At 44.2% G+C, this 25420-nt stretch carries 20 protein-coding genes and 5 pseudogenes; 9 read left to right on the forward strand and 16 right to left on the reverse strand.

Annotated features, from left to right (window positions below):
- Positions 1 to 122: 122 nt before the first annotated feature.
- Together PKHYL_RS01405 and pgsA are read left to right on the forward strand one after the other, a co-directional pair.
- Positions 123 to 2039: a DUF3987 domain-containing protein gene (locus tag PKHYL_RS01405; RefSeq protein WP_240365804.1), complete on the forward strand. Its 1917-nt coding sequence runs from the start codon at positions 123 to 125 to the stop codon at positions 2037 to 2039.
- Between the two features lie 2416 nt (positions 2040 to 4455).
- Positions 4456 to 5136: a CDP-diacylglycerol--glycerol-3-phosphate 3-phosphatidyltransferase gene (gene pgsA / locus PKHYL_RS01410; RefSeq protein WP_071003712.1), complete on the forward strand. Its 681-nt coding sequence runs from the start codon at positions 4456 to 4458 to the stop codon at positions 5134 to 5136.
- 100 nt (positions 5137 to 5236) lie between these two features.
- Here the strand turns inward: pgsA and PKHYL_RS01415 are convergent, their stop codons facing one another.
- Complete coding sequence (locus PKHYL_RS01415) at positions 5237 to 5731, reverse strand: pyridoxamine 5'-phosphate oxidase family protein (protein WP_240365805.1); 495 nt, start codon at positions 5729 to 5731, stop codon at positions 5237 to 5239.
- Between the two features lie 311 nt (positions 5732 to 6042).
- Positions 6043 to 6476 (reverse strand): annotated as a pseudogene (locus PKHYL_RS18435) (pyridoxamine 5'-phosphate oxidase family protein).
- Between the two features lie 499 nt (positions 6477 to 6975).
- Here PKHYL_RS18435 and purL point away from each other — a divergent pair.
- From purL to PKHYL_RS01460, 5 genes and pseudogenes are all read left to right on the forward strand, one after another.
- Positions 6976 to 10963: pseudogene (gene purL, locus PKHYL_RS01440) on the forward strand (phosphoribosylformylglycinamidine synthase).
- 167 nt (positions 10964 to 11130) lie between these two features.
- The gene (locus PKHYL_RS01445) at positions 11131 to 11466 is read left to right on the forward strand and encodes a type II toxin-antitoxin system RelE/ParE family toxin (RefSeq protein ID WP_025643795.1); all 336 of its coding nucleotides are present in this window, start codon (positions 11131 to 11133) and stop codon (positions 11464 to 11466) included.
- Positions 11456 to 11737: a NadS family protein gene (gene nadS, locus PKHYL_RS01450; RefSeq protein ID WP_058024381.1), complete on the forward strand. Its 282-nt coding sequence runs from the start codon at positions 11456 to 11458 to the stop codon at positions 11735 to 11737. Before PKHYL_RS01445 ends, nadS begins: the two co-directional genes overlap by 11 nt.
- Before the next feature lie 177 nt (positions 11738 to 11914).
- Complete coding sequence (locus tag PKHYL_RS01455; protein ID WP_240365809.1) at positions 11915 to 12100, forward strand: hypothetical protein; 186 nt, start codon at positions 11915 to 11917, stop codon at positions 12098 to 12100.
- Between the two features lie 110 nt (positions 12101 to 12210).
- Positions 12211 to 12606, forward strand: a complete 396-nt coding sequence (locus PKHYL_RS01460; protein ID WP_071002456.1) for a hypothetical protein — start codon at positions 12211 to 12213, stop codon at positions 12604 to 12606.
- Between the two features lie 241 nt (positions 12607 to 12847).
- Here the strand turns inward: PKHYL_RS01460 and PKHYL_RS01465 are convergent, their stop codons facing one another.
- The 14 genes and pseudogenes from PKHYL_RS01465 to PKHYL_RS01530 all read right to left on the reverse strand — a co-directional run bounded on the left by PKHYL_RS01465 (position 12848) and on the right by PKHYL_RS01530 (position 24260).
- Positions 12848 to 13012, reverse strand: coding sequence for a hypothetical protein (locus PKHYL_RS01465; protein WP_240365810.1), 165 nt, complete (start codon positions 13010 to 13012; stop codon positions 12848 to 12850).
- A 15-nt stretch (positions 13013 to 13027) separates the two neighbouring features.
- The gene (locus tag PKHYL_RS01470; protein ID WP_240365811.1) at positions 13028 to 13192 is read right to left on the reverse strand and encodes a hypothetical protein; all 165 of its coding nucleotides are present in this window, start codon (positions 13190 to 13192) and stop codon (positions 13028 to 13030) included.
- Positions 13176 to 13775, reverse strand: coding sequence for a type 1 glutamine amidotransferase (locus tag PKHYL_RS01475; protein ID WP_240365812.1), 600 nt, complete (start codon positions 13773 to 13775; stop codon positions 13176 to 13178). Before PKHYL_RS01475 ends, PKHYL_RS01470 begins: the two co-directional genes overlap by 17 nt.
- 25 nt (positions 13776 to 13800) lie before the next feature.
- Positions 13801 to 14547 (reverse strand): pyridoxine 5'-phosphate synthase, encoded by a 747-nt coding sequence (locus PKHYL_RS01480; RefSeq protein WP_071002451.1) that lies wholly within the window; start codon positions 14545 to 14547, stop codon positions 13801 to 13803.
- A 170-nt stretch (positions 14548 to 14717) separates the two neighbouring features.
- On the reverse strand, positions 14718 to 15626 hold the full coding sequence (locus PKHYL_RS01485; protein ID WP_240365813.1) for an N-acetylmuramoyl-L-alanine amidase: 909 nt from the start codon (positions 15624 to 15626) through the stop codon (positions 14718 to 14720).
- Positions 15627 to 15699: 73 nt separating this feature from the next.
- Positions 15700 to 15948, reverse strand: coding sequence for a hypothetical protein (locus PKHYL_RS01490; protein ID WP_071002448.1), 249 nt, complete (start codon positions 15946 to 15948; stop codon positions 15700 to 15702).
- 14 nt (positions 15949 to 15962) lie between these two features.
- Positions 15963 to 16391: a type II toxin-antitoxin system HicB family antitoxin gene (locus PKHYL_RS01495; RefSeq protein ID WP_240365814.1), complete on the reverse strand. Its 429-nt coding sequence runs from the start codon at positions 16389 to 16391 to the stop codon at positions 15963 to 15965.
- Between the two features lie 60 nt (positions 16392 to 16451).
- The gene (locus PKHYL_RS01500; protein WP_071002444.1) at positions 16452 to 16712 is read right to left on the reverse strand and encodes a type II toxin-antitoxin system HicA family toxin; all 261 of its coding nucleotides are present in this window, start codon (positions 16710 to 16712) and stop codon (positions 16452 to 16454) included.
- 218 nt (positions 16713 to 16930) lie between these two features.
- Positions 16931 to 17654 (reverse strand): annotated as a pseudogene (locus tag PKHYL_RS01505) (MOSC domain-containing protein); the annotation flags it as partial.
- A 210-nt stretch (positions 17655 to 17864) separates the two neighbouring features.
- Positions 17865 to 18278, reverse strand: coding sequence for a ribosome silencing factor (gene rsfS / locus PKHYL_RS01510; RefSeq protein WP_071002442.1), 414 nt, complete (start codon positions 18276 to 18278; stop codon positions 17865 to 17867).
- Between the two features lie 131 nt (positions 18279 to 18409).
- The gene (locus PKHYL_RS01515; RefSeq protein ID WP_071002440.1) at positions 18410 to 19330 is read right to left on the reverse strand and encodes a nicotinate-nicotinamide nucleotide adenylyltransferase; all 921 of its coding nucleotides are present in this window, start codon (positions 19328 to 19330) and stop codon (positions 18410 to 18412) included.
- 39 nt (positions 19331 to 19369) lie between these two features.
- Positions 19370 to 20296 (reverse strand): IS30 family transposase, encoded by a 927-nt coding sequence (locus PKHYL_RS01520; protein ID WP_025643743.1) that lies wholly within the window; start codon positions 20294 to 20296, stop codon positions 19370 to 19372.
- 451 nt (positions 20297 to 20747) lie between these two features.
- Positions 20748 to 22894, reverse strand: a pseudogene (gene pta, locus PKHYL_RS01525) (phosphate acetyltransferase).
- Between the two features lie 134 nt (positions 22895 to 23028).
- Positions 23029 to 24260 (reverse strand): annotated as a pseudogene (locus tag PKHYL_RS01530) (acetate/propionate family kinase).
- A 714-nt stretch (positions 24261 to 24974) separates the two neighbouring features.
- Here PKHYL_RS01530 and PKHYL_RS01535 point away from each other — a divergent pair.
- Positions 24975 to 25142, forward strand: a complete 168-nt coding sequence (locus tag PKHYL_RS01535; RefSeq protein ID WP_240365815.1) for a hypothetical protein — start codon at positions 24975 to 24977, stop codon at positions 25140 to 25142.
- The gene (locus tag PKHYL_RS01540; RefSeq protein WP_240365816.1) at positions 25115 to 25288 is read left to right on the forward strand and encodes a hypothetical protein; all 174 of its coding nucleotides are present in this window, start codon (positions 25115 to 25117) and stop codon (positions 25286 to 25288) included. The genes PKHYL_RS01535 and PKHYL_RS01540 overlap by 28 nt, the downstream gene beginning before the upstream one ends.
- Positions 25289 to 25420 lie beyond the last annotated feature (132 nt).

Here is a 25420-nt window from a genome sequence, read left to right on the forward strand (position 1 = left end):
AGCCACACGGCAAGGGCTGGCAGATGACAATATATTGCTTAATCTTTATAACCTATGTGAGCAGTTAGGCATACAAGACAGGCTATTGCACCTTGATAGTGATATTACCATAACCACAGGCATTGATACAGGTAAGAGAGCTGACAGAGAACACGATAGGGCTAGTATTAAACAACAATCAAGATCAACCCGTCACGCTTGCCAGTGTCACACCTAACAGCACTCAAAAGCCGATTATCATTGATCGTATGCAGCCGTCAGCTTTCATCATTGGTACGTTAGACAGTAGCAAAGAGATTATAGCGATTGATAACTTAAATGATGCTGTCACGCTTGCTTATTATCTTATGGCGGATAACGTCACGCTACTGGTGAGCCTTGATAAGCTGCTATTTAATGGCATTGTCAGCCATTTTGCCGAAGCCTATCCCGTGACTATCTTTACCACCTTAGACGAGAAAGACAAAGCGTGTCACCCGTTTAAAGGTGCAAACGTCAAAGGGGTTATTACTGGCGCTAGAACTCTCTTAGAGCATTTAGAATATGGCGAGCTTAGCTATAGAGAGATATTAACCCTTGATGATACAACCATACTCGATCTACAAGCTGAGATATGGGGCGAGCCTGAACCCTTAGCCAATGATCCAAGCAAGCCGACACCATACCCTATTAACGCATTCACAGGACTGCTAAGACGGGTTATTGAGTTAGTGGCATATTATGCACAAGTACCGCTTGCCATGGCAGGGCAATGCGTTTTAGGCGCACTGGCACACATGGGGCAACGCTTCATTGATGCACCGATGGGGCACGGTCACATGCCCGCCAGTCTTATTCTAATCACAGAGGGCGAAAGCGGTAGCGGCAAAACGCAAGCAATGGGTTTAACTCACTTCAAGATCAAAGAGTATGAGCGCCAACAATATGCCAGCTACTTAGACGATGTGGCAGCATGGGAAAGTGACAAGGCTAGTTTGAAGGGCAAGGAGTTATCAGAGTTTTTAGATGACAACCCAAAGCCCTACAATCCTAAGACTATGTTTGACGATGCAACCATTGAGCCAATACTAGATAGGTTTGTCGCTGGAGAAATGAGCAACGCTAGTCTATCCACTGATGAAGCAGGTCAATACTTTAACGGTCATACTATGACGGGTGACACCGCAGGCAGTGCCCTATCTGCAATCACTAAGCTATATAGTGATGGTGAAGTATCAAGGTTAAGATCGCAAAAGTCCGCCTATGCCACACCGCAAACAGATGCCCATAACGTGCGTATGACTCTATTACTACAGGGGCAACGCATTATATTAGAGAAGGCACTAACTGATCCTTTAATGAATGGGCAAGGCTTTTTAGCCCGTGCCTTGATTGCTTGCCCTGAGGACTTGCGCGGTCATCGAGTATGGGACGATGAAAAGCGCAGGAATGACAGCCCGTATGATAATCCTGATTTAATCGCCTACTGGTCACGCTGTCAGAGCTTACTTGACCCATTGCCAGCCCATCTACCAAACGACAGCACAGGCACACCACAGCGCATAAAAAATGCAATGGGCAGAGGGTGCAGAGCAGACCTTTATAAGCACATGCAGACGATAGAGAACCGCCAAGCACAGGGGCAGGCATTAGAGTATCTAAAAGCGTATGCCTCACGTATGGCAGAGAATGCGAGCCGTATAGCGTCATTAATGGCATTCTTTGAGGGGCGCAAGGAGATCACTACTGATGATATTGCCCGCGCTTTTATGCTTGTAGAATACTCAACCAGCGAGCGCCTACGCTACCTTGATGCAACGCCTACAGGTGAGCAGAACGACAGTGAGAAGCTAAGCAGCTGGCTAGTGGATAAAGCGAGGGGTAAGAAGCCGCCTATCTTGAATAAGTCGTTTGTGTCGCAGAATGCACCCAATGCCCTAAGAGGTAAGAAGCTTAACGGCTTGCTTGATGATCTCGAAAGCATGGGGCATATTAGGTTAGAGAATGACGGGCGCAGGCGCTTAGTTTTAATTAATCCAAAGCTAATTATTGATGAATAGCTAACCTTAGCTACCCTAAAAAGCTGCTAAACTTGCTAAACTTCATCTAGCCCTTGCCAGTCAAGGGCTTAACTTTAGGTAGGGCGCTGCTAAGCATTGCTAAACTTGCTAAACTTTAGCTAAGAATGGCTAACTTTAGCGGAACTATAGCAACTTTAGCAGCACCTTAGCAGGTGCAATCTAAGCTACAGGCTATAGCTGATAAGGCTTACGGGAACTTTAGCAACTTTAGCGACTTTTTACAGGTATAAAACTATATTGGCAGGCGTTTAGCGTCTGCCTTTTTTATAGTGTAAAGATACACCCTTGCTTAGATTTCAAATCCGACCATCTACCCATGACAGCCCGCGCCAATGGCTCAAATATCTGTGACAAATCAGTTTTCCGACTGCCAGCATGTTAATAAATGTTAAGGTTTATCTAGGTTTTCGGACACGTTAGGCGATCAATACCAAGCCCTTTTTATAATGCTCAACAACCTAAGGAAACCCTAAGGTTTTAGATGCGCCCAGTTTTGAGCCTATCTCATGCAAAGGCTAGTTTTCGGACACGTTAGAACCTAATAAAACTTAACATTCATTTCATTACTGGCAGAACCTACCACCCCATGATTACTACAAGGTTAGAACCGTATAAAACCGTACATTCAAAACCGATTAATGCAGGCACCGACTTGTTAAAACTTGTTATTCAAAACCTGATAAAACCTTACATTGAAAACCAAATCACACGCCACCTAATGTTGACAAATGCTAACATTTTGCATGGCATTCCCTCATCATTGCCAATGTCACAAAGCTATGCAGTATAAGGGCTTAGCTAATTAATGGAACAGTACGCGCGCACGCGATGCAGACACCAATTACAGGGTTTTCATACACTATAAAAAGGAGTTTTCGGAGTCCATAAAAGGGGTAGTTTTTCGGACTGCTTTAAAAGAGAATAACAGCACGTTTTAGGGCTTTCATACACCATAAAAGGGGGTTTTTGGACATCTTAGAGGGTAGTTTTTGGAGTCCATAAAAGAGCCGTTAAAATAATACTTGGAGTCCATAAAAGGGGTGGTTTTTCGGACTACTTTAAAAGGACTGGGGTAATTCTTTGAGTCCATAAAGGGAATTTTCGGACATCTTAAGCAGCGGCTAAAAATGAATTGTTGGACACGTTAAGGGGTAGTTTATGGAACAGTACGCGCACGGGGCATATTTTGCCCATGCTGGATAGTTTTGCGACAAGTATCGCGAGGCAGAATAAGGGACTTTTCGGACAGGTAAACGCCTTTTTATATCTTTCAAAAACCTATTGAGCAGATACCGCCAAAACTGGGGAATGGAAGCAAAAAGCAAGGAAGCAAGGAGAATAGGAAGCAAAACAGCGCATTTTCTATTATTCCTATTTACTGCCAAGTCAATACAGCAAATGGATAGCGATAGAAGCAAACGTTTTTAAGGAAGCAGGAACTGGAATAACCGCCAATGGTGTGAATTAGCAGATGCACAGAAACGCACGAAATACGCACACATTTAAGTATCATTACCGAGCGTGTGCAGGGATTAGCAATTCAACCCCATGCAAACAAAAAGCAACCCCCTAAACTTTTAATTTTGCGGTCGTAAAAATATGCAGATGTCAGCGGTCACCGCTTGCCAAGTCCCTGAACAATTACACCGTCCTACCGTGTTGAGAAATGTTGAAACTCAAAACACAGTCAAGTAAATGGCAGTCATGACTATATTAATATTGGTGGTCAAAACATTAAAATTTTGAGCAAATGGTGGTCAAATTGGTGGTCAATTTACTAATTAAAAATAATAAATATATATAAATCAATGGTTTACCAGCCAAAAAAAAGCCCACAGAGGGAGGTGCTGTGGGCTGAGGAAAACGGGCTGTGCAGATTGATCACAAGTTCCGTGGTCGTGATTTATTATAGTTATCGGCTTTCTATACACTCATTTATTAGGGCAATAATAACCAATACAATAGGTACATATATTTGCTTACATATTTAAGTGTACAAGTGTTTTGTGACAGTTGCTATCATAACCCGACTGACTCCTATTTGGCTGTTTTGGTTACAGTATATTACTTTGTAAAAATACTCGGCTGCACGATCACAGCATAGACTCTGTCATTGGGAAGTAAGAAGAAAGACGCAGATAAGTAAATAGCCTGTGACCAACTATCGAGCCCTATACATAATAGGACGTTACATTAAGTAGCAGATTGTTTTTAAGAATTTTATGATGCTTTTAATAAAAGATACAAATGATTTCAATGGGTTATATCATTATGAAACGAATGACTCGATGTTGATAGTTTGAATCATTTAATCATTAAAGAGATGGCATGACGGCATGACGGAAAAATGCTAAGCTATCTGCCATTATTATGTCGATATTACACTGGGTTTGCCATGACTGAGAGCACGCATTTGCATACGCAGGAGCCGTCAAGTTCGCAAAATACTAAAAGTATTTTTAACTTGCCCAACAATCTTACGATTGCTCGTATCTTGATGATTCCGTTGTTTGTTGCGATTGCGTACTGGCCACCTGCTATGGGCATCGGTATGCCTGCAATCTCAGACAACGTCATTGCGCGAGTGGGGATGAGTGAGTTTAGCGATAGCCTATTGCGCCATTTATTATTAACCAGCGTCTTTATTATTGCAGCAATTACCGATTGGCTAGATGGTTACTTTGCTCGTAAGCTGAATGTCATGTCAGCGTTTGGACGCTTTTTGGACCCAGTTGCTGACAAGCTGATGGTGGCGGCGGCCTTGATCGTTTTGGTGCAATGGCATCCCAATATTATTATGGCAATCGCTGCGATCGTCATCATCTCACGTGAGATCGCTGTATCCGCATTGCGCGAGTGGATGGCAGAGCTTGGCAACCGAACCAGTGTCGCTGTGTCCTATGTGGGCAAATTAAAAACGACCTTTCAGATGATAGCGATTACAGTACTGTTATTAAACTGGGAGTCGCTTGAGACGGTCGGTTATGCGCTGATGGTCGCCGCGGTGATATTGACGCTTTGGTCAATGATGATTTATCTCAAAGCTGCGTGGCCTTATTTGAAGCAAAGCGGCTAATAGTAAGACAAACAATCGTAACCTGCATAAAAAACGCCAGTGGCTTAATGCAACTGGCGTTTTTTATTTGTCTATTCTTACTGTTTTAACGACTGAAGCATTACAGCTCTATCGAAAAATTCTCACCTAAGCTTTTTTCAATGGCAGTGTCAGTGACTGCCGCCGCCGCCATTTTGACAGCACTAGTGATGGCATTACCATTTGCCCAGTACTCAGCGCCATGTGGGGTGACTTTGATTAGCTGAACGCGTGGGTCCTCTTTGCCTTTTTCAAAATACGCATTGTACATAGGCGACCACAGCTCATCTAACTTGTCTTTATCATCTACCAGCTCCGCTTTACCAGTGATAGACAGATATTGTTTGTTGTCTTGGCTGACATAGGCCAAATTGACTTGTGGATCGTTTTTGATGTTATCGATGGTCTCACAAGGGCTGTGACCGATAAACCAAATTTCTTTGGCACCAATACTGGTCTCGGTGGTATTCATGGGGCATGAGTGAAGATGGTTCTCACTGGTGCGCGTGGTCATCATCGTATATTTGATGTCTTTTACCATGGCTTGGATGGTGTCCATTTGTTGTTGCTTGCTCATCGTAGTTATCCTTTACTATTTAAAATTTGGAGTAAAAATTATTATTCGGTAAGAGTGATCTAGAGTACTGATAGGGTGGTCAATGACGCCTATTAACAGTTATCAATATAGCGATATCACCTAATAGAACGATACAGCTGGTCTGTAATACCCTGTGAAAGTTTGTAATTATCTGCATGATTTTATTCAGTAGATGATTTATCAATCAAAAAATACTGTCTAAAAATAACCTTACCAAAAATAAAGCAATAAAAAACGCCAATAAACCGAGGCATATTGACGTTTTGGTTTTGTAATGTATGGCTTAAAGATTACAACGTGACTTCAAATTGCTCGCCGATATCTTCGGCGGTTTTGCCATCTTGTAGGGCTGCTGCTGCCATTTTGAACATATTAATAGTAGAGCTGCCACCTAACCAGCACTCGACGCCATGTGGGACGACCTTGATTAACTGTACGTTTGGATCTTCTTTACCATGTTCAAAAAACGCATTGTAGACTGGTGACCACAGTTCTTCTAATTTGTTTTTATCCGTTGGTAACTCAGCATTGGCGCTGACAGAGACATAGTCTTTTCATCTTTAGAAGCATAAGACAAGCCAATTTTTTGGTTGTTCTGAATGTCTTTGACCACATCTGAGGTTTTATCACCGATGAACCAGATCTCTTTACCACCGATACTCGCTTCGCTGGTTGTCATTGGCCACGCATGTACGTCACCTTTACTATTGACGGTGCTTAACATTGCAAATTTTACATCTTTAATAACGTCTTGGATTTTTGTCGATTTGTTCTTGTTTGTTCATAGAGGATTCCCTTTTCTTTATAGTGATTAGATGATTCATTGTTTGTAGTAATCATTTTTATTCAAGGTAGATGTAATTCATCTTTTAAAAACACCCCTTAACAACTGGAACTAGAATACCGAGTAGCAGCCCTACATTTATATAGGTGGCCAGTAATGCGATGTGAGTGTTTGTAAGGGAGTATGAGGGTTAGGTAAAAATTGCGACGCCGAGTGTCGTCACTGTATTTGAATGCTATCTAAACATTCATGGGCTAAACACTCATGGGCGGATTATTGAATTGATTGTGTTATTGAGCATGTAGTTAGCGGCGACACCGTATCAGTTATCAGCAATTTATCTTGGTTTAGACCTGCTTATTATAGGTCTTCTTGTTATAATACCCAGACCATTTACTTAGCATGGCAGAGATGCCTTGATCTTACGGATTATGCCTTTATGATGACCATCGCCGGACAGCCGTTTTTGACCGATTTTCAGACCCAGCAATTGATCAATCAGTTTGCCCAAAAAACCGATCTAAACGTGACCCAAATCAGTACTCAGCAGGTTTTTGTACTCTCAAGAGAGCTCTTAGGTGAAGAGCAAAAAAAGGCTTTGGATCTTTTAGGGGTAAAGAGCAAACCTCGCTAGAAGCTGCGACAGAGCGTCAAATCCAAGTCATCGTCAGTCCGCGTTTTGGCACGATATCGCCATGGGCGAGTAAAGCCACCGATATTTTTAATAACTGCGAGCTGAAGATCAATCGTATTGAGCGGGTGATTGTTTATACGCTGACGCTAGAAGGTGCTACCGAAGACAAGCTGCCAACGGCGGCTGAGCGTTTACTCTATGACCGTATGACCCAAAGCTTGGTTTATGATTTAAACGACGTGAATAAACTGTTTGACGATGAACCGCCAGCATCACTGAATCATATCGATGTCATCGGACAAGGTCAGTCAGCGCTAGAGTCGGCCAATACCGAGTTCGGTTTTGCGTTATCCAGCGAAGATATCGACTATCTGATGAATGCGTATGTCAATGAATTAGGTCGCAATCCAACGGACGTTGAGCTGATGATGTTTGCACAGGCGAACTCAGAGCATTGCCGTCATAAGATCTTTAATGCCCAGTGGACCGTTGATGGTGAGGTGCAGCCAAAATCACTATTCCAAATGATCAAAAACACCTATCAGTCGAACCCACAAGGCATCTTATCAGCCTATAAAGATAACGCCGCTGTGATGGCTGGGTCTGATGGCATGCGTTTTTATCCTATCCCAACGGACGCGATGGATGCCAATTCAATCCATCCTTATGGATTCCATCAAGAAGACATCGATATCTTGATGAAAGTTGAGACGCACAATCACCCAACGGCAATTGCTCCGTATTCAGGTGCGGCAACGGGTTCTGGCGGTGAGATTCGTGATGAAGGTGCGACAGGTCGTGGCGGTAAGCCAAAAGCGGGTCTAGCAGGACTCCATGTGTCACACTTGCATATCCCAGAGCTGTCCGAGAAATGGGAGCAGTCAGGCCAACTGAGCACGCAAGCCTACGGTACGCCAGATCGTATGGCAACTAGCCTTGAGATTATGCTTGATGCCCCATTAGGTAGCGCCAACTTCTCAAACGAGTTTGGTCGTCCAAACCTATGCGGTTACTTCCGCAGCTTTCAGCTAGATACCTCTGCGGCAAAAGACGGTAGCGAGATGCGCGGCTATCATAAGCCCATCATGCTGGCAGGTGGTTATGGCAACATCAAACGCAATCTGATTGAAAAAATGCGATTAAAAAAGGTGATTTGCTCATCGTCTTGGGTGGCCCTGCAATGCAAATCGGTCTGGGCGGCGGCGCGGCCTCATCGGTCGATAGTGGCGAGCTTGATGAAGGCTTGGACTTTGCTTCAGTCCAGCGCGATAACGCCGAGATGGAGCGTCGCTGTCAAGAAGTCATCGATCGCTGCTGGGCCTTAGCTGGTAACGATATTGACGCTAGTAATGCCAGTAAAGACGGCAACCCAATCGTCTCGATCCATGATGTTGGTGCAGGCGGCCTGTCAAACGCCATGCCTGAGCTGGTCAACGACCATGAGATGGGCGCGCATCTGAACTTGCGTAAGATCCCATCGTTAGAAGCGGGCATGTCGCCAATGGCCATCTGGTCTAATGAGGCGCAAGAGCGTTATGTGCTGGCGATTCGCCCAGAGAGCAAAGATCAGTTCGATGCAATCTGTGCCCGTGAGCGCTGTCCATATGCCATCTTAGGCGCGGCGACGGATATCCGTCAGCTCATCGTTGATGACGAGCTATTAGCTGAGCAACCAGTCGATATGCCGATGCAAGTACTGCTCGGCGGTACACCAAAAATGCAGCGCAGCTTTGAGCGTACTGATAGCACGTTACCAGCATTAGAACTGGGTGATGTTAATCTAGCCGAGTCAATTACCGATGTATTGCGTCACCCAACCGTGGCGAGCAAATCATTCTTGATTAGCATTGGTGACCGTTCTATCACCGGTATGGTCGTGCGTGATCAGTATGTGGGTCGCTATCAAGTGCCTGTATCAGATTGTGCGGTGACGGCGTCAGGCTTAGTGGCGCTAGATGGTCAGCCGATGACTGGTGAAGCCATGAGTGTCGGCGAGCGTACGCCTGTTGCCCTTATCAATCCAAAAGCCTCTGCGCGTCTAGCGGTCGGCGAAGCGATTACTAACATCGCGGGCGCGCGTATCGCTCAGTTGTCTGACATCACCATGTCAGCGAACTGGATGGCAGCATGCGGTGATGATGCAGAAGATGCGGCACTATTCGATGCAGTACATGCAATCGGTGAAGAGCTGTGCCCAGCACTCGGTATCGCTATCCCTGTTGGTAAAGACTCGCTATCGATGCGTGCTAACTGGACTGATGAAGAGGGCGCTGACAAATCAGTCGTCTCGCCAATGAGTTTGGTTGTGACTGCGTTTGCTCCTGTCGTTGACGTCGCAAAAACGCTAACCCCTGAGCTAATCAATGGTGACAGCGCGTTCTACCGTATTGACCTATCTAAAGGTAAATTGCGTCTAGGCGGTTCGATCCTTGCGCAAACGCTTAGCCAACTCGGTAACGACTGCCCAGATCTAGCGCAGCCAAGTGATTTGATCGACTTCTTTAACTTTGTGCAAGCGGGCAACGCGCAAGGCGTCATCAGTGCTTATCACGATATCGGTGATGGCGGTCTATTAGCGACCATCGCAGAGATGCAGTTCACCAGCCGTCAAGGTATCAAGCTGTCATTAGATGATGACAACTTACTCGGTCAACTGTTCAGTGAGGAGCTGGGCGCAGTCATCCAAGTATTGCCAGAAAACGTCGCAGCGCTCATGCAGTTGGCAGAAGAATTTAACGTCAGCGATATGCTCAGCCTTGTTGGTCAAAGCTCAGAAGAAGACAACCTATTAATCCAAACGCCTTTGTACATGGGTGATGACACGCTACGCTTTAGCCGTACGAAATTGCAGCAAGCATGGACACAGGTCAGCTATCAAATCGCCCGCCTGCGTGACAACCCAGCCTGCGTGCAACAAGAGTATGACTTGATTGCCGATACTAATCATAAAGGTCTTATCGCTGCGCCAAACTTCGATCTCAATCAAAAGATCGAGACGCCATATCTGAACAGTCGTGAAGATAAGCCAAGAGTCGCAATCCTCCGCGAGCAAGGTGTCAATGGTCAGACGGAAATGGCAGCAGGCTTTACCCAAGCGGGCTTTGAAGCGGTCGATGTGCACATGAGCGACTTACTAGAAGGCCGTATCAATCTACGTGACTTCGATGGTCTGGTCGCTTGTGGCGGCTTTAGTTACGGTGACGTACTGGGCGCAGGCTCTGGCTGGGCGAACTCTATCTTGTTCCATGATGAGCTACGCATGCAGTTCGTCCGCTTCTTCGCCCGTCCGAATACGTTCTCACTTGGCGTCTGTAATGGCTGTCAGATGATGGCGCAGCTTAAAGACCTCATTCCAGGTGCAGAAAACTTTCCACGCTTTATCGCAAATGAGTCGGCACGATTCGAAGCGCGTACGGTCAACGTCAAAGTTGAGCGCACCAAGTCCATCTTATTCAAAGGCATGCAAGACAGCATCTTGCCAATCGCTGTGGCGCATGGTGAGGGTCTTGCCACCCTAAACGCTACTGAGATCGATGGTATGGCGAAACATGGTCAGCTCGCCATGCGTTATGTCGATAGTCAAGGTCATCCGACCGAGACTTATCCATTAAATCCTAATGGCTCAGTCGGCGGCGTCACGGGTCTGTGTAGCACTGACGGCCGCGTCACTATCATGATGCCGCATCCTGAGCGTAACCTAAAAGCCTACAATCATAGCTGGAAACCTGAGCAGTGGGATGAAGATGGTGCATGGATGCGGATGTTCCGTAATGCACGGGCTTGGTTGCGTTAGGATAGTTTGAGTTAGTTTAGAATATTGTTTGAGGGTAATAAAAAAAGGTGGGCGTAAAGCTCACCTTTTTGTGTTTATGATATTTAGCTTAATTAGATCCAGAAAAAAACATATAGATAAGTACTTCAATGACGTATATAATAAGAGATAAAGATAAAGGATATTGAATGTTACATTTCATCGAAACGCCAATATTTACTAAGCAAGTACTGAAACTATTAGATGATGAAGCTTATAAAGAGCTACAGGAAAATCTAATCAATAATCCAGAACAAGGTGATTTGATTCAAGGTACAGGGGGCGTTCGAAAAACCAGATGGGCACTTAACCAAGGTAAGAGTGGCGGTATTCGGATTATCTATTATTTTGTGAATAGTCAAGGCATATTTTTTATGCTGCTCGCTTATCCTAAGAATAAACAAGCCTCTCTATCAAGCGAAGAGAAGTCTGGTTTATACAAACTGACTCAACAAATTAAAGAGGTGTATAGCCATGAGCAATGAATTTTACGATGATTTATCTACATCACTAAATCAAGCATTGGCGATTGCTAAAGGACAGGCTCAGCCTAGCCGCCAGTTTACCCATGACGTGCCTAGTATTAAGGAAATAAGAACTAAGACAGGGCTATCGCAACAGCAGTTTGCCGATAAACTTAATATCAGTTCGCGTACCTTACAAAATTGGGAGCAAGGTACTAGAAACCCAACAGGGGCTGCCGTCACATTAATGCGCTTATTGAATAAAAAGCCTGAGTTAATTACCGAAGCTTAATTGATCAAAAACAGTCAATCTTATCTTGGTCACGCACTCGGTGGGATTATGGATGTGTGTGAAAGCGATGACGCATGGATGCGTATGTTCCGTAACGCTTGTGCTTGGTTTAGATAGGCTAAGTTGGTTTAGAATATTATTGTAGATAACTGTTTTTAGAATGAAAAGGTGGGCGTAATGCTCACCTTTTTGTGTTTGGGTTTTGGTTCTATTGGGAGCTATTTCCCGCCTTCCGCTTGTATCTGCCAGTCTGGGCGTGGCGTTGGCTACGGTTTGGGTCGTCGCTTGCTTCGCGTCGACACCCCAAAACCTAGCCATCACAACTCGCCCAAACCAGCAGGTTACCGCTACAGTCGGGGCTAAAACGCGCTCCTGAATGACCGTTTTATGATAAATTAGTCTAAACTTTAATTTTAGTATTATTGGTGCGCTGGACGCACCCCACGAACTCATTGTTTTCTTTGGAGATTAGAATGGACAACCAATCTGAACCGAATAAAGTCGAAAACAAGCCACACGAAAAATCAGATGATAATTTACCGAAAAAATGTGGCATTGTAATGCCTATTGCAAGTATGGAAGGCTATCCTGAATCTCATTGGAAAGATGTCAAAAGGATAATAGAATCTGCTATTAAAGAAGCTAATTTTGAAGCTAGATTGGTGAGTGATGCGGATGATATAGGCGTTATTCACAAACGTATTGTTCAGAACTTATATGATAATCCGATGATAGTTTGCGATATAAGCGGTAGAAATCCAAATGTCATGTTTGAGCTAGGATTACGTCTAGCTTTCGACAAACCAGCAATCATTATAAAAGACGAAATAACACCTTATTCTTTTGATACATCAGCAGGATTAGGCTAATCTATAGAAGAGTTTGACCAGAGCTATTATAGATTACATGAAGATTTTTGAGAAATAAGTGATACTAAAGTAGCTCGAACAGATAGTTAGTCGTATAATTTATTAACTACAATGGGTTATTATGGGTATGAAGAAAAGTTGATTTATGTTGAATAAATATGCTTCAATCAGAGTTTTGATTCAAAGCATTATGTTATATGATTATCTATCTTCTGACAGCTCTCTACCCTTTCTCTGAGCCTCAGCAATCAACTCCTTTACCCGAGCACTCTCCCCTAAGCACACAAGCCTCATATTCAGACAGCGATTCACCTTCTTGTTGTTGCTGATTTTCCTGCTCTTCTTTAGCTTTGGCTTCTAGATACTCTTCAAGTTTTTGTTGTTCATCTTGCTGTGAATGACTCATGACTGACTCCTTATACTATTTATTTGCTGACGATGCTATTCGATTAAACATAGTGGCAAGTCTGGCGTTATTTTCTTCGATATATTTATCGCCTAGTGCTAATATCTCATCCGGTGCTTGTACCGTTTCGGGATAGTCTTTCAGTCCACTTTGAATAGCCGCATTACCATTGGATACCATCTTCGGTAAGCTCTCTGGTGACTTCAAAGTGACATTGCCAAGCGAATACCCAAGTGCCACGCGCTTTGTGTTTTGGCGTTTGATAGATAAAGCCCTGATTCGGCCAAGCGTCCGTCTCAGCAATAATGCTTGCGCCTTTGGGACAGTCAAAACCTTCGCCGTGCCAGTGAAACACCGTAAAGTCTTTGGGTAGATCTTGTAATAATGGATGCGCTTGACCTGCTTCGGTCAATTGCATCGGTAACCAACCAATCTCTTTGACTGCAGACGGTTTCACCTCAGCGCCCAAACAATGCGCGATGATTTGCGCGCCTAAGCAAATGCCAATGACTGTTTTACCGGCATCAACAGCTTGTTTTATCAGCCGCTTTTCTTTAATGAGCCAAGAATATTTATCCTCATCATGAACGCTCATTGGCCCACCCATCACGATGAGCCAATCAAAGCTATCCAGCGTTGGCAGGTTGTCGTTATCGTAGGAGCGACTAACGGTGATCGGATGGTTATGCGCGCGCGCCCACTGTTTGATAAAGCTTAGATCCGCATAATCGGTATGAAATAGCGCGTGAATACGTAAGCTCATAACGTACCTGTTTTATCAAAACGTTCTATCTACAAATCTGCAAATACTGACGCACGACGTTATCCATGCCTTGCTCTAGCGATTCAATAGTAAAGGCATGACCAATCGACACCTCCGCGATATCACCAAGGCTTAGCAAATCGGCTAAATTGTCTAAATTCAAATCATGACCAGCATTGACGCGAATGCCGTTATCACTGGCGAGGGTAATACAATCGCTAAAGCGTTGCTTGACCTCGTCGAAATCAATATTGCAATCGTTCTTACCATTATTGTAGGCGCGCGCCCATTCTTCGGTATACATCTCTATCGTTTGCACATCGCTAGCGATGACGGCTTTAATCTGCTCGATATCAGGGTCGATAAATACGGCGCAGCGTGTGCCAAAGCCTTCAAGCTCATGGCTGAGTTTGGACAGCATGTCGCTATATTTGATAATATCAAAGCCGTGGTCAGAGGTCAGCTGGTCTTCACTATCGGGTACGAGGGTGCATTGATGCGGTTTGACCTCGCGAATGAGTTTTAAAAATTGTTCATTCGGATTGCCTTCGATATTAAATTCGATATCTTGATAATCTTTGAGATACTCACTGATATCATAGACATCTTGGTATCTGATATGACGTTCATCAGGTCGCGGATGCACGGTAAAGCCTTTAACTCCTAGATCAATCAGCTTTTTTACAAAGTACAGCAGATTGGGATAATCTGTGCCACGAGAGTTTCTGATTAAGGCGAGTTTGTTTAAATTGACACTAAATAGGGTGCTCATAATATGTCCTTTTTCATTGTTGTTATGTCCGATAATAAAACATAGACCTTATGTTATCACGCTTGACTGGTATGAGTTTTCTGGTGTGCTGTGTCTACGCTGACAGAGGCTGCGAAAAATTCATGCCAGTCGCGCCAGTTATCTTTTAAACTGCCTATATTTGTATCGCTTCAATAAAAATCATCCCGACTAGCATACTTCATATTGAGCGCCTGCAATATCGCATAGGTCTCGATATCCATGATGCCTGTTGGCTTTAGCGGCCGGAAATGCAATTGAAACGCATAGATGACATCGCGGCTGGGCTTGTCCCACTCGTCGCTATTATTGATTTGATAGCCGTATTTGCGAAAAGCTTGCTTGATCTCCTGCACGCTTGGCGCGACCAAGGTACGCCGATTCATAATTTCTTGCTTATCGGCTTCATCATACCAAGCGCCAATACCGTAATCATCATGCAATCGCTGCCAAGGGAACTTCGCACCGGGGTCGATCTTGCGCGAGGGGGCAAGGTCCGCGTGACCGATGATGTTTTTGGGAGAGATGTCATACCGCTGCGCAATATCTTGCACCAATTGCGCGACTTTTTTGATTTGTAGCTCATCAAATTCGACGAAATGCGAGTAGGGATGATAGTCAAGCTCGCTATTTTTGAGGACGTTTCGATATTGAGGTTTGATACCTTTATTGACGATCTCAATACCGATAGACGTGTCATTCAGGATCGTTCGACCGGCAAAACCGCCGTCGCCGGCATGCCAAGCGCGCTCGCTCTCAGGTACGAGGTTATAGATTTTGTCATCGTCATTGTCTAAGACCAGATAGTGCGCGCTGACATTGCCTGTGGTCAAAGTCTTTATCGAGCGCTCATTGTCTGAGACGGTGTAGTGTGGGACGATGGTTTTGATGCGCTGGCTTTTGCCAGTCGATTGATAAGTGTCGCTATCGATAACGAAGGATTCGGTCGTCGCCATCTGCGCTTTGGGAGTGGTGATACAGCCTATCAAAGGTAGCGATAAGAAGGTCGCTAATGCTAAAGCGGTAAAGTTTTTGCCATGACATGCTCTTTTCTGAAACATATAATGTATTAAATACAAAAAGGTGAACTAAAAAGTTCACCTTCTATTTACTAAAAATTTTTCAAGCTTTCTATTATGTTAAACAACTAGCATCAACAGCATTTTCAGTATTCTCGTTTACTTTTATTAGATTTATAGCATTAAATTCAATTATTAATCCTTGGGTAGATTTGTCTTCAGTATTTGATTTTATCTGTCCACCCGTTATATCTGGAACTATAACTGCTAAATAATGTCCTTCAGTAATTTCTTCATTTCTTAAAATAAGTTCTGTTAACTCAGTCATTGTATATAAAGCTTTAGCATTGCTATCTTTAGTCATAACTTTTACCTCTATTACTGTATGGCTTGTGAAACAGTAAATGTTTTAGGCTCAATTGAATATTCGTAATCGAAATCAATTTCTGAACCTACTGTAGAGTAACTTTTAGGATGAGTGAATTGTTCTATAAACGTATCTTTATCGACAAATATATAACTATCTTTTAGAGTATTCTCTTCAAAATAGTTTGTCACACATTTGGAAATGAAACTATTTAAAGTAATACCTAAAATATTAGATTCATGAATACTTTTTCGATGCATACTTTCTGACATACGAACATTGAAGGTACCGCTACAAGGTTTATCAGGACATTTATTTTCTTCTGCGCACATCTCTAAATATTCATCGACAGCAGACTCAAAAGATAATTTTAACTCTTCTAAATTTTCACCATCGTACATAACAAGGTCTTGAATCATTTGAATTTTGCCAAAAGGCATAAATCTTCTGTACTGACCTCTATTGAACCAGTATAACCTTTATAAGAGAAGTATTGTTTATTAGCCATTATTTGACCATACCTTATTATCATCAAAGTGCTGAATAACTTGACGTATATAGCACCTCTTCATGATCGATTGTGGATGAGGTTCATGGAAACTCATAGATAAGCCAGTTCTTTTATTAATGAACTTTCTTCTAGAACCGCTACCTTTCGCTAACTGATAATCATGCAAAGACAACAGCTTAACAAATTCATCCCATGTGAAATCTGTAGGAACAGTTCTAAAGCGTTTTATAAGTTTTTCTGACTTAGACATATAGTACCTAACTGCACACGAGTTTTGCAACTACTTTATAGTTGCGTTTTAAGATAAAGAGAGCGTTTACAATATATTGTATTTAAGAACCTTATAAGCACAATATATGGATTATTGATAATAGTTTACAAAATTCGATCTTAAAATACTATATTGATTTTCGAAATATAATGTGCATTAAAATGGCTTAGTGATATATTTTTTCTTAGTTGTTCAAATCTTTTCCGAAGCACAGACTTCCAACTCTCCTCCAAACACTCAATAGCTAGCCAAGGCTCAATCACTTCAGCGTCATGTTTTTCTTTTGAATTAGCCAGTTGCCATAGCGCCTCTAGCGTGGCAAACGGATAGGGACGCTCTACCAAATAGACCGGTAAATCCGCGTTAATGATGCCATCACGCACTACTTCAAAATACCAGCCTGAGATACCTTGCTTGCTGACCCATGCTGCAATATTGGGCACTTTGGTAAATTGGCCGATTTGGTCGTTGATTTTGTAGCACGGGCGGCGTGGTTGGACGATGCGCAGCTGCACGCTACCTTCACCGTTTATTTTGTCGTCGCCATACTGATAAACGTCGCCAATACAGACGTTAGACTCATCCATCTCAGGCAAGCCATTAACAGTTTCAGTGGTGAGGGTTTTCTCCGAGCGTACCGATACGTACTTTTAGGTCAAACTCTGTATTGATTTTTTCATAAGTGGCCATTGGCAGTTGATGCACGGCTTTGAGCGGGCCGCCATGATGTTTGCGATCGGCTTGCTCGTCAGTGGTCAATCCCATAAAATTGACGGCGACGGGTGCTGTAATGGGCGCTTTATCAATGGCGCTCATCTCATCACGGGTAAAGGGCATGGCTTTGCCTGCGCGGACACATACTACGTTTGCCACATGCAAGGGTAGGTTAATCTCAGGGTTTGAGCGGTGAGTAGAAGACATGGACAATCCTTAATGAGCATTGAGATCAAAACAAAAATTGGGCAATGGTGATTGATAAAGATGATAGCAACCTCTGCAGCAATTATCTATTTAATCAGGCATTATCATGACGCGTATCCCCAAATATCGGCACAAAAAAAGACCAAAATAACGATTCTGGTCTTTTGGTCTTATGCTTTTAGTATGACGCGATTATTGTACTCAATAATCTTATTTGTTTTTGTTGCGACGACCAGCGGTTTTCTTTTCACGCGGTGTGGCGACCAGCTCAGCCAACTGATCCGGTGATGACCATAGGCCTTCTAAGTCATAGAACTCACGCGCTTGTGGGGTCATGATATGAACGACAACCGCGCCCAAGTCAATCAGTGTCCAGTCAGAGTCGATACCGCCTTCGCGGCCAAGCGGCATAAAGCCCGCTTGTTTGACTTCAGCGCCGACGCTATCCGCCATCGCGCGTACATGACGTTTTGAGGTACCATCAGCGATGACGATACGCTCGGTGACGTCAGTTAAGTCTTCTACATTCATTACAGTGATGTTCTTTGCTTTCATATCATCTAGCGCGCTTTGTACAATGTTCAAGCACACGGTTAAGCGTTCTTCGGTCATGGTGTTGATCATAAATTTTAATCTCTTCAATCGTAACTATTAAAAATAAAGGGGTAAAACGTCAATTTGTCTGATTCGACTGATCATATGTCGTCAGTCACGTATAGAGACAGGATAGGCAAAATGACATAGATAAGGCGATTTTAACGGAATTGAGCAGCAGAATATAGCTGATGGGCGATAATATAGTGATAAACGGCAGGATTGAGCCATTTAGCTAATGAATTGGGGTGAGTATTGCTCATAATATCATTTATTGCTGCGATAGATGCGATTTGCCTGTCAGTGCCGGGCATTTTATTTGTTTCAGTCGCCAATATGTGTAGTTGTTCGCGTATTTGCGTGCTTGATACGGCAGTGATCGGTCGCGTATCTATATAAATGCGTCCTTTCATAGCGCTTTTCAAGTCAGTGCCATCTGTTTCTAAGCTATCTACCAAGCATCGAGCAATTGGAGTGAATAGCTCAATCGGTGAGTCGATTACATGTGATTGTAAAGGTGGCGGCAGTTGCGATTGCAAGGTAGCAAGATATTGCGAGGTCGATATAGGGTTTTCAAATGATGTCGCCCTGTCAGAAACTCCACCATTAATATGATCGCTATCCTCACGATTAAACACCCACAGATTGACATAATCAGTGAGTCCTAACCCGTCTTTCCATTTATCCAAACTGCGCGCGCTGTCCATACCCATGATAAATATCAAACTATCATGAGGGTACTGCTGTCTGAGTGCGCGTACAGTGTCGATTGTATAGACAGGCGGCGCTTGCCATAGCTCAAGCTCATTGATTTGTATCGGTGTGTCTTGCGTTGCGAGCTGCAACATGGCTAAGCGGTGTTTAGGGTCAGTGCTCTGCGTTTTAAATGGCGAGCGCGCATTGGATAATAATGAAACGTGCAAGGGGCGGTTTTGCTGCTTTGCGATTGGCAACAAGTCCTGATAGACGTGTAGAGCCACTTCTAGGTGACCATTATGTACCGGATCAAACGAGCCGCCAAGATAGGCACGGATGGCAGGGGCAGAGATCTTTTCGTGAGAGTTATTGCTCGTATTTGACATAAATAAATGCAAACTTAGATTAACACACCAAGTGCAACGCTAATTAATATTATAGAACGCCTGCATAGGCGTTTTAAACCCTAATCGTTTTCTTGGTCTGTTGTTTAGTTTGTTCTCAATGTCCTGTATTTCATTATCAGAGACTTGTCTAAAGTCACAACCCTTAGGCAAGTACTCTCTGATAAGGCCATTGGTATTCTCGTTGGTTCCTCGCTGCCATGACGCATAAGCATCGGCAAAGAAGAAAGGGCTAAAGAGCTTTTGTTTCACCTTCTTATGCTGAGCAAACTCTTTACCATTGTCAGAGGTAATGGTCTTAACCTGCAACCTCACTGGCGCTAAGAGTTCTATCATTGCCTCTGATACTTGCTGTGCTGTTTTATGACCCACACGCTTCATCTTCAGCAGCCCCGTTTTACGTTCAACGAGCGTGACAATCGCTTGCTTGTGATGCTGACCGATAACGGTATCCGCTTCCCAATCTCCAATACGTGAGCGTTCTTCAACAATACAAGGGCGCTCATGAATCGAGACTCTGTCATTGATACGGCCTCGAGTCTCAGCGGTTAGACGCTGCCGGTATGGTTTTCCTTTACGTCTGAGACACTGCCACAATGTACCGCCCTGCCTCTTATCACGCCAAATATAGCGATAAATGCTCATATGACTGATACCAGCATGAACGCCAGATATTTGCTCAGGACTCCAGTTCTCTTTAAGCTTGTCTGTCACCCATGCCCAGAGGTCAGTCACAATAGTTGTGGCGTTGTTAGCCCGTCTGTCACAAGCCTTGTTATTAGCATGCTTTGCTCGGTAACCTCGTAGGCTTTTATTACGCCTAAGCTCTCTTGATATGGTACTGGGACTTCTGTTTAACACCCTCGCTATAAAATTAATACTATGTTTTGCCCCTTTAAGGGCATAAATCTGGTATCGTTCACCTAGGCTTAGATGTGTATAGCTCATGGTTGCAATCTCACTTTGGTCGGTGGATAAAAACTTTGATGCTAGCGCATCTAGGTCTTTTTTCACCTTGCATTTGGTATTGCACTTCATGTGTTAATCTAAGAAATAAAAGAATGAGGTGCACGCTGTTTTTGGTACCTCTCATTCTTTTATTAGCTAACCTTTTATATTAACTGAATCATAGCGCTATTGTAGAGGGCGGGCGAGTATCTGTCACCACTATCTATCACCACCTATAGTCAGTGAAAATTAATACCACTACATTAGGCACTGTTAAATCAATTTTTTTGCTTGCTGTGCTTGCGCAGACAGAGGCTGCAAAAATTGATATTAGCAGTACCTTATCGTTTTTGAGATACTTTGACTATACCACCACAGCACCAATAAAAAACCGACCATCATGATGATAGTCGGTGGTATAACGGACTTTGATTGGCAAATCGTATAGCGATTAAATCAGGTCGCTATACGCTTGGATAGCGGTCAGCGCGATGGTATAGACGATATCATCAACGAGTGCGCCACGCGATAAGTCATTGACTGGCTTATTCAAACCTTGCAGCATCGGTCCAACGCTGATGACATTGGCGCTACGCTGCACCGCTTTATACGTGGTGTTACCAGTATTGAGATCAGGGAAAATAAAGACGTTGGCTTGACCTGCGACAGGAGAGTCAGGCGCTTTTTGTTTGCCCACACTCATGACCGAGGCGGCATCATATTGTAGTGGGCCATCGACTTTGAGGTTCGGCGCACGCTCACGGACGATTTGGGTGGCACGAGCGACTTTTTCGACATCCGCGCCTGCGCCTGATGAGCCCGTAGAATAGCTGATCATCGCGACTTTTGGATCGATACCAAAGGCAGCAGCAGACTGTGCCGATTGAATGGCAATTTCTGCCAACTCTTCAGCATTCGGATCAGGATTGATCGCACAGTCACCATAGACAACCACTTGCTCAGGCAACAGCATAAAGAACACGGACGATACGAGCGAGTACTGCGGCGCGGTTTTGATTAATTGAAATGCTGGGCGTACGGTATTGGCAGTGGTATGAATCGCACCTGAAACCAGACCGTCGACCTCATCTAGCTGTAGCATGATGGTGCCAAGATACACCGTATCTTTTAGATATTCAGCGGCGACGTCTGCGCCAGTCTTGCCTTTACGGCGCTCAACAACAGCAGCGATATATTTGCTCATATCAAGGGTGTCAGGGTCGATGATTTCTAGACCTTCTGGCAACGTCAAATCGCGATTTTTGGCGACTTGTTCGACATCGCTGCGTTTTGCGAGCAGTACGCAATCAGCGATACCGCGGCTCTGACAGATACAGGCTGCTTCGACGGTACGTGGTTCAGAACCTTCTGGCAATACGATACGTTTTTTAGCGTGCTGTGATTTTTTGACCAACTGATGGCGAAACGCCGATGGGGACAAGCGCGGTTCATGATTACGGCTAAAGTATTCTTTAATCCAGCTCAAATCCAAATGGGCAGCGACATAACGCGCCACTTCTTCAGCGCGATCGGTGTCATCACTTGGAATCTCTGAACTCATATGGACAAGGCTCTGTACCGTTTGATAGCTGTCACTCTCGACGCTCATGATAGGGATGCCCGTTTTGAGCGCCGACTGCCACAGCTCCGTTACGGTCTCGCTTGGTAGGATACCACCTGTCAAGACCAATCCTGCCAGCGGAATACCATTGATACAGGCCAATCCTGCGGCCAATAGCAAGTCATCGCGGTCACCAGGGACCACCATCAACGTACCACGTTTGAACACTTGATTGACACGAGCGACTGAGCGCGCCGTTAGACTGATGCGATTGATACGACGTGTTTTTGCTTCACCAACGTTAAGCCAAGTGGCATCAAGCTCGGTGGCAATGTCCCAAGTGCGCGGTACAGACAACGAATCGCTAAAGGGAACGACACCGATGAGGCGAAACGCGTCGGTATTGAACGAAGGCGATAGACGCTGCACTTCTTGCAAAAGGTTGGATCTAAGCTGACGACCGCCTCACCCGGAGCGACTGGTTGATTTTCAAAGGTATTAGGCACGTCTTGTACCCGCATCAATATCACGCCAAGCGTACGCGCATCCATGACACCGCCGAACTCGCGCGCATGCACATCAAGCTTGTCCGCCAACGCCGCTGGTTGACTGATATCAGCGGCACCAACAAATATGATCTTGGCATCTAAAGCATGGGCGAGGGCGCGGTTGATTTGTGAAGCGTAAGAGGTCTCAGTGGTCGGCACCAGACCTTCACAGATGATGACGTCAGGGCCATCATCTATTGTGTGATAATTGGCAATCACTTCTTCCATCAAATCATCAAGGTTGCCATCGCCCAACATCCGCTCGACGTGCTGACGACTGATCGATTTGGGCGGCTTTAGACCAAAGGCATGCATGGTCAATGCGCTTGAGCTGTCTAAGCTGTGCTGCTTATCTAGGGTATCGTCTTGCAAAAACGGCTTCATAAAGCCCGCTTTGATACCGTTATAATCAAAGGCGCGAATCAGTCCAAGCGCGGCTGATGTCACACCGATACCGCGGCTAATGGGAACAAGTAAAATGGTCTGCATAGTGTATCCTACGGTTTATTTTATTATTAAGTTCAATTCATCCTTGCCAGAATGAGCAATGTGCTGAGTATGTACGCCATAGCCTTATAGCAAATGTTAATTATATAGATATGGCGTATCAAACACGCTCACGCTTATATTAAATTCAATGCCTGACGAGTCTCTTGAGCAATACGGCACTCTTCATCAGTTGGGACGACCCATAACTCGATACTGCTGTCATCTGCGTGGAAGCTGCCTTCTTTACCACGAACCAAACTGGCATTTTTGTCAGCATCTATTTTGATACCGAAATGACGCATCACTGCCAGGATTTTGGTACGTGTAATGTCGGAGTTCTCACCGATACCGCCAGTAAAGACAATACCGGTAAACTCTGGTAGCGCACAGCTAAGGCTGGCCAGATATTTACCAGCACGATAGCAAAACATCTCGATAGCGAGCTTGGCATCTTCGTGACCTTCACTGGCTGCTTGCTCGATGGTACGCAAGTCGTTAGAAAGTCCTGAGATACCAAGTAGACCGCTGTCATTATTAAGCATTTTGTCGGTCTCTTCTAAGCTCATACCGAGCTGACGCTTCAGGTGCATGTGCAAGCTAGGATCCACATCGCCACTACGCGTACCCATCATAAGGCCCTCAAGTGGGGTCAGACCCATGCTGGTATCGAGACTTTTGCCATCGTATACTGCGGCGGCTGAGCAACCATTGCCTAGATGTGCTGTTAGCCAGCCATGTGGCCCTTTATCTCAGTGATTTGGCTGGTGCGTTCTGAGACGTAAGCATGTGATGTGCCATGGAAGCCATAGCGACGGATTTTATGTTCTTCGTATAGATATTTTGGTAGCGCATAGCGAAAAGCAACGGGCGGCATGGTTTGGTGAAAAGCGGTGTCAAACACCACCACTTGCGGCATATCAGGATAGATCGCCTGAACCGCTTCGATACCCAGTGCATTTGCAGGGTTGTGTAGCGGAGCTAATATTTTGAGACGCTTCACTTCTTCTAACGCATGCTCATCAACGCGAACGGCTTTGGAGTATTCGCGGCCACCATGTACCACGCGGTGTCCAACGGCGATGAAGTGGTACTGCTCTAGTAGCTCAAGGATTTTTTGTAGCGCCAGCTTATGGCGACCACCAGGAATAGAGATTTCAAGTTTTTCACCGTTTAAGGTCGTGTGCTTAATACGGGCGGTATCGAGACCTAGGTTTTCGGCAAGACCGGTGATACGAGTAGAGTTGTCATCACTAATCAACGCGTATTTGATGGAAGACGAGCCGCAGTTTAAAACCAAGGTTGGGCTGGTCAGGGTTGATGTTTCAGAGTTCTTATCATCAAAAGTGGTGGTTAGGCTGGCGCTCATACTCTATCCTTAGATTGGTTTTTATAGGTGGGTTTTTGTAGGTCGAAAATCATCATATCGTCAGATTACTATGATAAAAACGACACTGACATCGCATCGTTCTCATATTAAGGTGATGATAGATTGATCGTATTTAACACAAAATTAGCCATATCCATGCTGATCTATCAAACAAGTATATGATCGATCTTAGTCATACTGAGGCTGATGGTTGTATCTTATTACTATATAGCAGTACCGCTGAATCGTAGGCCTGAGCCTCAGCATAGCCGTAAGGCCGCGGTATAATGTAACATATTTTCGTAGCGATAACGGTAAGGTTTAAAATTGGTGTCTATCAAGCGTTTAAAATATTGGTACATCTGTTATAGCCAGTGGCTCCTAGGTACTTTAGCCATTGATTATTGGCTGTTGTAGAGCTGCCTTATGAATATCAAAAATTGTAAGAAATATTGTCCAAATTCCTATCAGACATGTTTCTATGCGCAAATTATCAAGCGATACCGTCAGTAAATTATGATGAAAGCATCAAACCAATCCCCACTATGAGCCAAATTTATTGGCCAATGCTGTTCAGTATGCGTATAGCTTTGTGTCATAATGCTATGATTAAAACTTTGATATTGGCCATTTTTGGGCTGCCTTTTTCGCTCTTTATTTATTACGATTTTTAATCGCACTTACACCGCTACACGCTCACAGGTGATCCACTCTATGTCTACTATACTTCGCTCATCAGAAACTGGGCATATCGCCTTATGGAGACTTGCCAGTCGCCGCGCCATTATTACTTTAGTTATTGGCAATGCGATGATGGTAGGGTTGTCAGGCTGCGGGCAAAAGGCGCTTTGTACTTGCCAGAGTCTACTAGCCAAACGGTAGAGGGTAGCCCATCTGTACTAAATAGTACGAGCCATCCACAAGATGCCGCTTTTGCTGGTATTAATGATGATACCTATCAAAAAAATGACTATCTAGATGAACAGCAAATACTGCCCGAGCCGAGTACAGATCCTAACGATTATTAATGTTTATTCTTACCCTTGATACCCTGATTATATTAGAGATGTTTATATGAGTCATTCTGAACTACCTGCTGACGTAACCGATGTTGCTACTGGCGAATCTGTCACTATTCAAACTGAGCACGGTCTATATGT

The sequence above is a fragment of the Psychrobacter sp. KH172YL61 genome (genome assembly GCF_007182895.1).
Lineage (GTDB): Bacteria > Pseudomonadota > Gammaproteobacteria > Pseudomonadales > Moraxellaceae > Psychrobacter > Psychrobacter pacificensis.